Consider the following 12,692-nt stretch of genomic DNA (forward strand, 5'->3'; position numbering starts at 1 on the left):
CGCAGTCCTTTCGGTTGGTTTAAGGAGACGTCTTGCGAGAAGGAGCGAAGACGTCATCGAGCACCGCCGAGAAATAACGCTCGATGGCGTCGAGCTCGGCGGGCGCGATGGGAGTGGGATCCGCGACCTCATTGATCACGGTCCAGAACTCGGGGTCTGACGGCCGCAAGTGGCCAGAGGGGCCACGAACCTGTGCCGTCCTGGTCGGCCTCGTGCCGGTCGCCAGTGGCTGCGGGAGCGTGGCCGGTGCTGTCTCTCGCGGCCGCAACCGGATCTTGGTGATGCGTGATTTAGCCACGGCCGGCCCCCGCAGCATTGCTGAGCGTAAGATCAAGGCTGCAAGCCTTGAATTGGAGCCGGGTCGGCCAGCTGGCAGAACGGACCTGGTGTCGTTCGCCGAAGCTGCCCTGGGATGAGGCCCAACGGCTTGCGGGCTCACCGCAGCCGAGATGATACCCGTGCTGCCTGGTGAACCTGCTCGCCGTTGTTTTCGCTGCGATCGCCGCAACCACGAAAGCCTCCATCAAAGGAGGCTGTCTGTAGTGACGTTTAGCGGATCAGGTTGCAGACCAATTGAACAAGATCGGTGCTGTCTTGGTCGACGCCCGCGTTGACGGTCGTTGCAAGAGTTGGATTTTAGATAAAACGTAGAGAAGCCTTTCGATCGTTCGGCATAAGTTGCCAATACTCAAGCGTTCGGCTTCAGCAAGTGCGCGGCAACGTACTTGAGCCGGACAGCGTCTGTCCGAGAAGGGACCATAACGGTTGCGAGTTTCTCGCTTCTGGCTCTCGCAACGGCGCCCGCTCATGTAGCAGTGGCATTGGGCCGCGCTTAGCCACGCTCGTGCGCCGTCGATCGCGCGCGCCCGCTGGTTTGGCAACACGTTTAGGACAGGAATCCGCCACAAGAACGTTTTATCGCCAACGCCAAGAGATTTTCTGGAGCCGCGCTCAATGACGCGGACTTGTGGAGCTGAATATGCCCTTTAATCGCGAAGTCTTCCGAGATGAGCTTCGACATTTGATCGACCGACACATAGGCCCATCAAGCAGCCTCAAGGATTATATTGACATATTCGAGGAGCTGGAACGCGAGCAAGAGCGGCTTGGAGCTGATGGTGACAGGGCTGCAGGTTTCGCACCCGAGGAAATGGACAACGCCGGGAGGTGTTAACAGCTCTGGGGAGTTCCCCGACCAAGTTGGCACCGCACCGCCTCAACGATCCAGGCCTCACGTCGAGCATCTCTTGCGATTTTTCGGGCGAGGGGAGCAGCGGCTATAGGAGGTGCCTAGCCTCGTGCCTTCTTCACCATCTCTATTAGGCGCAGCGTGTCGGTCTTTGGCTTCTTTTTATCGGATTGAAGACGCGCGCCCGCCGACTTGACTATCAAAACTTTTTCGACGACGACCGTCTGTCCGATTTTCTTGCTCGTCGCCGTGACAAGCCTTCTGAAGGCGCTCCGCGCCTCCTCCACCAGCGGAAACGATCCAACTAAAGTGGTATTCGGCAGCCGCTTAATTTCCCCATTTTCCATGGGAAGCCAAACATCAAACCCGTATTCGCTCGCGAGCTCAAGTAACGCGGGATGCGGATCAGGCGTTGCTTTCTTAATATCATAGCTAACAAAAAAGCGTGGCATCCCATCCTCAGCTATTGCGTGCCCGGAAATATCAGCAGGGGAAATTACGGCTACCCAACCTCTCACGTCAACCGCGGAAGAATAAGCCAAGGGGCTCCGATAATTGGAGAGCGCTTCATCGTGATTCAAAACACGACTCAGCGACATTTCGTGGCTGACCAAGCCCCGCCGGCGAAGATTTTGGCGCATATCGTGGTGAGCCCCAGAGCAAGATCTCTGCAAAACCTGCTGGCCATTTCTATCGAGCCTGTCCATTACGGCTCGGCGCCTGTAAACGGCGGGGCTTGAGCGCGATTACTGCGCGTCAACCACGCGGCATTCAAAAAGAAAGCCGACCCGGGCGAGTAACTGATCGTCAATGTTGCGCGCGCTAACGGGTTTGACGACGCACTGCCACAAGGTACTCGCCGACCTGACAGTAGTTTCCGGCGTCAATCCAGAAGACGCGATCAGAGCAATCCAAGAGGAACTAGCGTTGATTGAAGCCGGCTCGAAGAACTGACGCCTCCGCTCGATTCTGCCAGATAATTTGACCAGGAAGAAGAGCCACTGTGAGACTATTCGCCAGCCCTGATGTTCCACTTGTAGCGTCCTGGTATTTCAGGAGGGCGGCGGCTTCATCTGCCGGCACACTGAACAGGTATGAGCCAGGCGACGGCAGTCCCTAACATGATCGTCAACCCGTACGACATCGAGGCGGGCAAAGCCGTTGTGGTTTGAAATGACCCGAGGGAGGGAAAGCTGCAGTGACGACTTGGTTTTACGCTGATCCGCATTTTTTCCACGCATCGCCGGATAAAGCAGACGGCATTATCCGAATGTGTAACCGGCCGTTCGCGAATGGACGCGAGATGAACGAGGCGATGGCTGCATCGTGGCGCACCGTCGTGCGGCCCGACGACGAGATCATCGTCGTCGGTGACTTTGCTCACCGAGCCGATCCGGTTGAGCTTCGCAAGCTGTTCGACAGCCTACCAGGACGCAAACATTTGGTAGCAGGCAATCACGACGGCGAGGCCACAAAGGGCCTCGGCTGGGAATCGGTCCGCGATGTCGCGTATGAGACGATCGAGAGCACCAAATGCGTAATCTGCCACTATCGATGGGCGAGCTGGCCCGGGTCTCGCAAGCCGACCACATTGATGTTATATGGGCATCATCACGGCAAGATGCCCGGCAACCAGCAGTCCGCTGACATCGGCGTCGATGTCATGGGCATCGCTCCGGTCCGCCTTGCTACCATCAAGGCTTACATGGCGAAACTGCCGCCACGCGTGGATCTGGAGGGCAGAGATATCGAGAACAATGGAGTGGTGCCGTGATCCGCATTAATCCGGTTTCTGACCTGCACGTCGATATCGAGCGCAATGGGCTCGGCAGCATGCCGCGCATCGACGCAGACGTGACCGTAGTCGCAGGCGACGCCGCCGCGCCCGGCACGCTGGCATTGCGGCATGTCCGCGAGCTTTACCCCGATCGCGACCGGCCGCTCATCTACGTCCCCGGAAATCACGACTTTTATTCCTTTCACGACAAGCACCGTCCGGACCTCAAGACCACGTGGGAGGAGCAGCGCGCGCGGATGCCTGAGGTCGCGGAGGAACTCGGGATCATCCTTCTCGATGATGCATCAGTTGAGATCGGCCGCGTCCTTTTTGTCGGCGCTACGCTGTGGACGGATTTCATGACCAGGTCTCCGTACGTGATGTTCGGCGACGCGGTGCGCGCGGCCACGACGCAGATGAACGATTACCGTTTAATAAAGACTGGCGCCGGCCGGTCGAAGGACCGGCTCCGCCCCGGTCAGACGATCGACGCCCACAAGGCCTCAGTCGCGTACATCGAGAAGGCTCTCGCTATGCGTCCGGCGGGCCAGGACGCAGTCGTCATCACGCACATGGCGCCGTCGCCGCGGTCGCTGCTCCACTGGCCGACGATCACGGACCTGGACTGGTGCTACGCCAGCGATGTCGAGCGACTGATGACCGGCGGCGCCCCGCCGGCGCTGTGGCTACACGGTCATGTGCACAGCAGCCGCGACTATTGCGTCGGCGGAACGCGGATTGTTTGCAACCCGCGCGGTTATCCGGCGCCCGGCGGCAAGCGCGAGAATCCAGATTTCGATGCGGGCATGATCGTCGAGGTCGATGGGAGGCCTTCCCTTCAGACCGAGGTCGTGACCGGTAGCCAGCATGTGGCAGACATCGCAGCCAAGCGAACGGCAGACAACGTCAGGCAGGTGCACGCGCAAAACATCAGCGCGGCAGCGGAAATGTAGGCTGCCGCACGAATACACCCTGTCTGGCTTTCTCTTTGAGGAATTTGACCTGCCGCCTGTTGTTGTTCGCTCTTTACGAAGCGCGATTTGGCGCTTCGATGAGGATAAGCTCCGTGCATCCGCGCCTTAGCTGCGCTCATACCCCGCCGCCCGACCTCGCTCCGGCAATCGTTCATAGGCGCGCACGGCTTGGTCCAGCATGGGGTCGAGCGTGCAAGTCTTGACCTGCAATCGCGACAACCGATCCGCGAACCAGTCGAGCCGCCACTCCGGCGTGATGGTGGCCTGCAGCCGCTCCGACAGCGGCAAATCCAGGCGGACTTGTGCATCGATCTCGCGGATGTCGGCAAAGATCTCAAGGTGGTCTCGCGCCCGTGAGAATGCGACATACGCCTCGTTCCTCGTCATCGACGGTCCAGCCCAGACGAAAGCCCGATCGGTGGTCTGACCTTGCGATCCATAGATCGTCGTGCTGTAGGCATGGCCGAGCCGCGCGCGGCCGTGTTCATCAGCAAACTCCGACACCCGAAAGCTCGCCCGACGCCCGCTGATGTCTACGTGAACGGCTGGATCCTGCGTGTCGCGATCGTCAATGCCCGTGATAGTAGCCGTGGTGCCGTTGATGACGGCAAGGCGATCGTGCCGGACCAGAAACCGGATCTCATCGCCAATTGCGAAGGCAAGCGTCTGGCCGTGGCCGGACGGCGTCACCGACGCCACCTCGATATCCTCGTCGATGATGCGCCCGTCGCGCTTCAGCCGGAGGCGGACCTCGTCATTGATGGCGCGCACCTGGACGTTGGTCTTGGCGATCAACAACCTTGATGCGTTCGGCTCCGCGCGCTCTGCGTTCTCCCACGCATCGACAACCCGCGCGACCGTCGCCTTCTCGCCGCGCGCAAATTGCAAGAGGCCACGCTGCTCGAAAGCAGCCAAGCCCTCCGCCGCGCGGCCTTTGGCGAAATCCGTCACAGCTGCTCGCATCCAGGCTTCGCGCTGGCGGACGATGGTGTCGACCCGGGTTGTGCCGGTGACGCCAGCGAGAATGGAAAGTCCTGGGCCTGCCCCCGGGCTCTGGAGCTGCTCACGGTCCCCTACGACGATAATTTTTGCTCCCGCAACCGCTGCCCTCTCGGTGATCGCCAACATTTGGCGTGAGGACAGAAGCCCGGCCTCATCGACAACGAGCACGGTATTGGCATCGAGAAATGGCTCTTTGGTTCGGGCAAGCCACGCGTCAGTGGCCATTGCTTCGATTCCGAGCTTCTGCAACTCCCGGGCGACCTTCCAGGATTGGCTCGTGCCAATGACGCGCCGCGCAGCGCCAGCAAAGGGAAGTCCCGTACCGTTGTCTCGGGCGTACGCCGCCACGATAGCGGCCAAGGTCGTTGACTTTCCCGACCCGGCGGCACCCTCGATGACAGCGATGGCGGCCGAACTCGTCGCCATTTGCGCCGCGTGGGTTTGCTCCGCGGAAAGTCCCCGCTCACGGCAAAGCCGCAGCACGTATTCCGGATCAGGCGCCGCGCGGCGCTCGCGGGTCAGCCGATCGGCCACCGCGACCAGCTCGCGCTCGATAGCGATCTGCTCCGGCGTCGAATAGACCGGCTGCTGGAGGGCGTCCCGTCCGAGCTCGACGATGCGACCTGCCTCTACCAGGCGGTCCACTTCGTGCTCGACGCGCATCGCGGCGGCACCTGTTCCCACCAAGGCTGATGCGACGGCTGCGTAGAGGTGACGCCGCTCAAAAACGCTTTCGTGTTCGGTCAGCTGCGCGGGCACGGCCGCCACGCGCTCGGCGATGAGCTTTTCCTGCTCGGCCTGGCTCAATGTCCTGTTGGTGCGCAGGTTCGTTGCGAGCCGTTCGACGTCCAGGAACGGTGCGGCTTCCTCGGCCCATAGTTCGAAACGATCGGTTGTGCGCGCTTCTTGCTTCGTCGAGCGTGTTCCAAGAGCGATCGCAGCCGCCAGTGTCGGCGCTTCCGCTGTCGACAGTCCTTCAGCCGCGATGGCCTCTTCGATTTCCTTCCGCCGCCCCGAATAGTGGCGCTGCAAGGCCGCAAAACTCTTCGCGAGCGCCACCGATTGGTCACCCGCCTGGGGGACGACCAGCTCGAATACCCCGTTGCGGCCGATTTCTCCGATTTCGAAACCAATTCTCTGCAAATTTGAGGATAGCGCGAGATGGTAGATCGCGCCGGCCGCCATTTTGTGAGCGAACAGATGGCGCGCGTCGAGAGCGCCGACAGTGCCATCCTGACGACGTGAAAAGTTTAATAAAACTGCGTGCGTGTGCAGGTTGGGGTCGGCGTAGACCTTGCCGTCGTCATGCTCGACGGGGCGCGCTTCTCCGTGCTGAAACGCCGCAACGGTGAGCGTGGCGCGTTCGAGACGATGACCATCCTTGCCGCGACGACAAAACGCCGCATTCCTCTCCAGGAATGCGATAGTTGCTTCGCAAGCCTCATGCTGAGCCTTCTCGATGGCGCGACGTGTCTCGACATCGGCGAGCGCAAAAGCAACGGAAACCGATTTCGGGGCCGACAGCGTCAGGTCGATGCCGCCGACGCGCTTTGCGGTGTCGCCGCTGTTCGACAGAAGGGGTTGTCCATCCACATCAAGGGAAGCGTGGAGGCGTTCGAAGAGAGCATTGTCGACTTCGGCACCATGGCTGACGCCGAAATCGTTGGTCGAGGAGATCCAGCGACCGGCAGGCTCCCCGCCGCCGAGATAGTACTCGGATTGCTTGCTGTAATATCGGGCGGTCGTTCCTGCCGCGATCGTCGCTACCACGTCGGCCTCCATCGAAGGAAGCCCGTCAGTAGTTGCGTCTATCGCCTCATGTTGCAGGCCAATTGAAGAAGCCGCGCTCGGAGCGCCGGAATCCGCCCGCGCTGCGATAGAAGATCAAATTCTACTCAAAACTGCGGAGCGCGTTTCGCCGACCTGTAATGCCCGCTGGGTTAATCCGCACTGTCACTTTAGTTGGCAGAGGAAGCGGTATGCTCTTTGGAAGGCCTGATATTTTTGGACATCGCGACAGCGCGCGGATTTACCTGGAACAAGACTATTTGACGAAGGTGTGCGAACAGTACCCGGAAGGTGAAATTCATGTGATTCGCGATCGATACAGCCTCAGCCGGGTCCCGATCGTTTACTACAACGCCAAGTTCGGCGTTCCGCCGCTTCCCAGCAACGCAGGTGTTCTCGCAGAGTGGCGCACGAAAGACTTTCAGGCGGTCACGACATTCCAGCTGCGCACCCGAGGCGTCAAACTCAACGAAACTCAAAGCGCGGCATTCGAGCGCGGGGATTGGATCGCCATCGTTCCGGCGCATGACGACGAAGGTGAAGTAGGCAATCCAGACCAAGGATCGATCACAGCGATCCTAAGGACGGCGCTGCACGCTCAATTTGTGCGAGCGAACCGCGTGCTTCAGATGGCGCAATTTAGAGCCGCGCGGGAAAGACACCCGCATACGCAGTTCAACACAACTGATCGGGATCAGTTGAAGAACTTGGAACTTGCAGAAGTCGAGAACGTCTTTCGAGACGTCAGCGATATATATGATACGCCCGAAGTGCGCGAAGATCGGGAACGCAACGTGACCATGGACCATGTCGAAACGCAAGGACGAGACCACGTCAAGACCTGGTTCAAGCAGATTCCGACCGGCATCAGGGCGCAGGCCAACGTCGAAATTCTTTGCTACGAGCAGATTTACGGTCCCTTCAGCTATCAGGCGGTCGCTGACCGGGAGTTGCCTATCATTAGCGTACTGCGTCGAGCCCATCTGCGGGCACTAACGGTGCATCGTATCGCGCGGGAAACCGCCGAATTTCAGGTGGCGAACGGCGCAGCCGTGAGCCCCGGAATAAAGGCGCGCCTGGACTACGGCGAAGAATTCGATCTTAACCTCTGGGGCTGCTTTATTACGGCGCTCTATGGCGGCATCAACCCGACTGCACTTTATGGTGAATTCGAATCGCTGACCGACCTGTTTGACCTTGCCGCGTGGCTCGGCTATTTCGCCCGCGGCGATTGTGATGAGCTGCCGCCCGAAATCGCTGTGACGTTAATCACTTGCCTCTCATCGAAGCCGAGGTTTGCGGTCATTGAAGATGATATTGAGCATCTCGAAAAGATTTATAGAGAGATCCAATATCTGGTTGATCTGCTCGTCGGAGGAGAAAGTCTCCGAGAGGCAGCACAACAGGCCCTTGCAACGCGAACTTCCGTTCCAGTACGTCCACTATTTTACAACGTCGTCATTACGCCAAGAACGGTAAAACCTGACCATCCAGACGCCAGGATCGATCAGCGTTTCAAGGTCGGAAGAGGCCAAGAAGGCATCAGCCTATCCGTGGACTACGAGAATTTTTCGCAGATGACGAAAGGCGAGAAGCTTCACGTGCGGCGTTTCCGTCCCCTATTGTGGTGAGCGGCCTCATCTGACGGGGCGCAGCCTATATTCAATTGGTCTGCAACATCGCGTCGGCTCATCGGCCATCCTGCTCGCACGACAACACCGGTTGTCGTTAAAGCAGGAGACAACCATGAATTTCCGCGCCATTCGAACTATCTTGCAAAATCGCCTCGCCGAAATCAGTGAAGATCTCGGCAAAAGGCCCTTAGTTCAGGCTGTTCGCAATCTGAGACAGGGACTGTGCCACCGGAACGCCATTGAGGTCGCTGCTGCGATGCTCGCCCGGTATCCGCATTGCTATCTGGTCAAAGCGGACTATCCGAGCCTTCCGCGTATCGAATTGGTCGAATACAGAACGTGCCGTTTTGATGACGTACCGCTGATCCGCGTCAGCGAGAGGGCTGCGCGCGGGCTGATCGGGGGTCGCCAAGCGTACATGACGACTTTCCTAGAGCATGGTGCGACGTTGGTTGAGGGCGATGGCGAAATGCCGTTCGCGACGGGGCGGGACGTGATCCGTTCCCTCGTGAACAACGGTTGGCATTTCTTGACGGTCGATGACGCACGGCACGTTCTCGATGGCCGCGAAATCGCCAACACGGTGGGCGCCTATCTCGCAACGAACGGCTACTGGCTGTCCGATGTGGAGAAGGACGCTGACGCAATCGGGATCACCGGAAGTCTGTTCCCGTTCTGCGAGCAGGTGATCGCGAGCCGGGCTGCGATCCTCGTGATCTACACGCCGGGGCTGCCGAGGCCGCTGAGGCTGTGGCGTCTGAGCCTGAAGTGGATCATGCCGCCTCTTCCGCCGGTCGCCTAGGCCACTTTCGATTGCAGGGGCGCCCGAAAGGACGCCCCTGTTTTCTGCCCTTTGCCAATTTGGATGGCCGGCCGAGAGTTGCGTGGCAAAGCCGGCTTGGGCGTCCAATCGCCCCTCTCGACTTGCGCTCTGCCAACCTGCCTCTCATGGCTTCAGTGCTAAGGGCTCCGCCCTCGCGCGGGCAAGGGTGACGTCCCGGCGACGCCGGGACCGGCCGGGCCGGTCTCCCCGACCTTCCGCGCGGATCACTTTCGGACGAATCCAATTCTCAAGGCCCGCTTGTGCAGGCCGGGTGATCCCCCTCCGCCCCGGCCGCCCTTGCCCTTGCTACCCCGGTCTCGCCGACGGGCAGGGCTGCAGCGCGTGCTGCGCTTGCAACCCATGCCTGAAAGGAAAATGCCCCATGTCTGCCAAGAAATTTCAAACACTTGCCGCAAGCGGCGCAGAAGTCCTGATTCCGCTCAACAAACTCAAGAAGTCGCCGAAAAATGCGCGCAAGACGCCGCACAGCGAAGCGTCCATCGAAGCCTATGCGGCAAGCATCGCCGCAAAAGGCATTCTGCAAAATCTTGTCGTCGAACCGGAATTGGATAGCGAGGGCGCTGCCACCGGCTTTTATTTCGTCACCATCGGCGAAGGCCGCAGGCTTGCCCAACTCTTGCGCGTCAGGCGCAAGGAGATCAAGAAGACCGAGCCGATCCGCTGCGTCATCGACACTGCCAATGATCCCCACGAAATCAGCCTCGATGAAAATGTCACCCGCGAAAGCATGCATCCCGCCGACCAGTTCGAGGCTTTCAAGAAGCTCGCGGACGAACGGGGGTTCGGTGCCGAAGAAATCGCCGCCCGGTTCGGCGTCACGCCGCATCTGGTGCGGCAGCGCCTGCGGCTGAGTAGCGTATCACCGCGCTTGATCGATGCTTACCGCAACGGCGACATCGGTTTTGAGCAGCTAATCGCGTTCGCCCTGATCGACGATCATGACCGGCAGGAGGAAATCTATAGCCGCCTGACCTATAGCCGCGATCCCGCCACGATCCGACGGATGCTGACAGAAACCAATGTCGCGGCGACCGACCGGCGCGCGGTCTTCGTCGGCCATGAGGCCTACCTTGAGGCGGGCGGGACCATCCTGCGTGATCTCTTTACTGAGGATCGCGGCGGTTATTTCGAGGATGCGGTGCTGCTGGACCGGCTTGCGCTGGAAAAGCTGCAACAGGTCGCAGCCATCTTGCAGACGAATGAGGGGTGGAAGTGGGTAGAAGCCAACCTCGATTTTCCGCACGGTCACGGTCTGCGGCGGGTCTATCCCCGGGAAGCCGAACTTTCGCCGGAGGATCAAGCCCTCTATGAGGCCGCACAGGCGGAATTCGACCTCCTCACCAAGCAGCACGAGAGCTTTGAGGAACTGCCCGACGATGTCGATATCCGCTTCGGCGAGCTTGAGGCCGAGATCGAGCGTTTTGAAGTCCTGCGCAAGGCCTACGACGCCGATGACATCGCCTGTGGCGGTGCGTTCGTGGTTCTCAACCATGACGGTGGCGTCCGCATCGAGCGCGGCTTTATTCGCCCCGAAGACGATATCAGGCAGAAGGCTACGGCCAGAGGCGCCGCACAAGACGATGAGGAGGATGCGGCCGAATGCGAAGACGATACGGAAACCGACGCCGGCCTTTCGGACAATCTGGTTGCCGACCTCACGGCGCACCGAACCCTTGGCCTTCGTCTCGCCTTGTCGGAGCAACCCGATATCGCAATGATCGCCGTCACCCATGCGCTGGTGGCGCAGACATTCTACCGGGGCGCCGAGGCCAGCGTCCTTGATCTTCGTCCGGGCAGCTTGTTCCTCGGCTCCCACGCGGACGGAATAGCGGATACCGCAGCGGGCCGGTCTTGGTCCGAGCGTCATGCGCGCTGGGCGGCGCAGTTGCCGCGAGATGTCGCCGATCTCTGGGCGTTCGTCGTTGCCCTCGATTACGACAGTCGCATGGCGATCTTTGCGCATTGCGTGGCTTTGACCGCCAACGCGGTCAAATTGCCGCGCGATCATCGCCCGCGTGCGCTGGCAACCGCCAACAGACTGGCCGAAGTCGTAGCTCTCGACATGACCGGCTATTGGCGACCGACAGTGCGAACCTATCTCGGGCGCATCACCAAAGCGCGCATCCTCGAAGCGGTGCGGGAAGCCGTCGGCGCTGAGGCAGCGGACCGCATGGCCGATATGAAGAAGCCGGATATGGCGGAAGCCGCCGAGCAATTGCTGGCCGCAACGGACTGGCTGCCCGCGTTGCTGCGGACGCCGCAAGCCACGCAGCAGGAGGTGGCACCATCAGCGGCGGATGCTCCCACAGATGGGCGAGCGAACGCCTATGCCAACGCGGCCGAGTGATCGGCAAGGCCGGGACCCTGTTGCGGTCCCGGCCTTCTCACCCGCAACCGCCGAATTTTTCGGCCGCGCGCCCTCGGCGCGCGGCCATCATCACGATACCCATATTCCAACGGGCCGCATTTCGAAAGCAAGGCAAGACAAGGCGCGTCGCGGCACATTGTGGTCCCGCACCCGGAGAAGCAGTGATCGATCGTTCCAGTTGGATCAGCCGCCGTTGCGGAGGTGCCAGATCAACATGGAGCTGCCGTCGTTATAGCCCATTTTGCGAGGTCGACCGTCTGGACGATCGGAGGCTCACGCCGAGATCACATCACGGTCTCGACTCCGCGAGGTCTTCCTCCAGAAGCATCCGAATATGCGCGCACAGATGCAGAGGGCTGTCGGTCCCATGTCGGATCTTTGTCCTCGTTGACCCGCCAGCGAGCGTCCTTGTCCTCAGTGAGGCCCTTTCCTTGTGACGGTCGGATGATCGCAGCCATGATATCTCCATCAGTTCGTTGATGTGCCGGGTCCTCTGCAACCTCGAATGGACGGATCAGTCCCGAGGGACGGCAAGAGCCTCGATCGCCTTCCCGCAACGGCTTCGGCGGCTTTTTTCCCCTGCCGCGAAGTGGCGGCATTCCTCGCGGAAGACAAAAAAGCCGTCTCATGCCGTCCTCCGCTCTGCTGCGGGCCTGACGGCTGCGGGCCGATCGCTCCCCGGGCCAAGGACCGCCATCGAGGCTGCGACGGTCGCGGCCCGACAACAGAACGGAGACACCATGGCTACCATCGGCACCTTCACCGCGTCGAACAACGGCTTCACCGGTTCGGTCAAAACGCTCACGCTCAACGTCAAGGCGACCTTCGTCGCATCCGAAAAGGACAACGACAAGGCGCCGGACTATCGCATCCGGTCGGGTGCGACCGAGTTCGGTGCCGCCTGGAGGAAGACCGCGCGCGAGACCGACCGCGAATATCTCTCGGTCAAGCTGGACGATCCGAGCTTCCCGGCCCCGATCTACGCCTCGCTGGTCAAGGGCGAAGGCGACGACAGCTACACGCTGATCTGGTCCCGCCGCAACGGCGAGTAATCGCCGGGATCGATCCGCCCCGCCTCCTTCCGAGGCGGGGCTTTTCTTCGTGCCCATGGCTCGA

At 60.5% G+C, this 12,692-nt stretch carries 9 protein-coding genes; 6 read left to right on the plus strand and 3 right to left on the minus strand.

What is annotated here, in order from left to right:
- Positions 1–19: 19 nt before the first annotated feature.
- A complete protein-coding gene (locus AX729_RS39495; protein ID WP_156456816.1) occupies positions 20–298 on the minus strand; it encodes a hypothetical protein in 279 nt (92 codons plus the stop codon).
- Between the two features lie 992 nt (positions 299–1,290).
- Positions 1,291–1,896, minus strand: coding sequence for a hypothetical protein (locus AX729_RS39500; RefSeq protein ID WP_156456817.1), 606 nt, complete (start codon positions 1,894–1,896; stop codon positions 1,291–1,293).
- A gap of 491 nt (positions 1,897–2,387) precedes the next feature.
- On the opposite strand from AX729_RS39500, the gene AX729_RS08800 reads away from it, so the two are divergent.
- Both AX729_RS08800 and AX729_RS08805 read left to right on the plus strand, forming a co-directional pair.
- On the plus strand, positions 2,388–2,963 hold the full coding sequence (locus AX729_RS08800; protein ID WP_156456818.1) for a metallophosphoesterase: 576 nt from the start codon (positions 2,388–2,390) through the stop codon (positions 2,961–2,963).
- Complete coding sequence (locus AX729_RS08805) at positions 2,960–3,919, plus strand: metallophosphoesterase (protein ID WP_061022077.1); 960 nt, start codon at positions 2,960–2,962, stop codon at positions 3,917–3,919. Before AX729_RS08800 ends, AX729_RS08805 begins: the two co-directional genes overlap by 4 nt.
- Before the next feature lie 126 nt (positions 3,920–4,045).
- Here the strand turns inward: AX729_RS08805 and mobF are convergent, their stop codons facing one another.
- Positions 4,046–6,712 carry a MobF family relaxase gene (gene mobF / locus AX729_RS08810; protein ID WP_061022147.1) on the minus strand — a complete coding sequence of 889 codons (2,667 nt, stop codon included), beginning with the start codon at positions 6,710–6,712 and terminating at the stop codon, positions 4,046–4,048.
- A 209-nt stretch (positions 6,713–6,921) separates the two neighbouring features.
- On the opposite strand from mobF, the gene AX729_RS08815 reads away from it, so the two are divergent.
- The 4 genes from AX729_RS08815 to AX729_RS08830 all read left to right on the plus strand — a co-directional run bounded on the left by AX729_RS08815 (position 6,922) and on the right by AX729_RS08830 (position 12,628).
- Positions 6,922–8,361 carry a hypothetical protein gene (locus AX729_RS08815; protein WP_061022080.1) on the plus strand — a complete coding sequence of 480 codons (1,440 nt, stop codon included), beginning with the start codon at positions 6,922–6,924 and terminating at the stop codon, positions 8,359–8,361.
- 115 nt (positions 8,362–8,476) lie between these two features.
- Complete coding sequence (locus tag AX729_RS08820) at positions 8,477–9,166, plus strand: hypothetical protein (RefSeq protein WP_156456819.1); 690 nt, start codon at positions 8,477–8,479, stop codon at positions 9,164–9,166.
- A 403-nt stretch (positions 9,167–9,569) separates the two neighbouring features.
- On the plus strand, positions 9,570–11,555 hold the full coding sequence (locus AX729_RS08825; RefSeq protein ID WP_061022085.1) for a ParB/RepB/Spo0J family partition protein: 1,986 nt from the start codon (positions 9,570–9,572) through the stop codon (positions 11,553–11,555).
- A 761-nt stretch (positions 11,556–12,316) separates the two neighbouring features.
- Positions 12,317–12,628, plus strand: coding sequence for a DUF736 domain-containing protein (locus AX729_RS08830; protein ID WP_061022087.1), 312 nt, complete (start codon positions 12,317–12,319; stop codon positions 12,626–12,628).
- The last annotated feature ends 64 nt before the right edge of the window (positions 12,629–12,692 follow it).

Origin of the sequence: Bradyrhizobium sp. CCH5-F6, assembly GCF_001556045.1 — a bacterium.
Lineage (GTDB): Bacteria > Pseudomonadota > Alphaproteobacteria > Rhizobiales > Xanthobacteraceae > Bradyrhizobium.

Bases quoted from the DNA above. Each gene is read 5' to 3' on its own strand.
- AX729_RS39500 (WP_156456817.1), bottom strand. From the start codon at position 1,896: ATGGACAGGCTCGATAGAAATGGCCAGCAGGTTTTGCAGAGATCTTGC.
- AX729_RS08815 (WP_061022080.1), top strand. From the start codon at position 6,922: ATGCTCTTTGGAAGGCCTGATATTTTTGGACATCGCGACAGCGCGCGG.
- AX729_RS08820 (WP_156456819.1), top strand. From the start codon at position 8,477: ATGAATTTCCGCGCCATTCGAACTATCTTGCAAAATCGCCTCGCCGAA.
- AX729_RS08825 (WP_061022085.1), top strand. From the start codon at position 9,570: ATGTCTGCCAAGAAATTTCAAACACTTGCCGCAAGCGGCGCAGAAGTC.
- AX729_RS08830 (WP_061022087.1), top strand. From the start codon at position 12,317: ATGGCTACCATCGGCACCTTCACCGCGTCGAACAACGGCTTCACCGGT.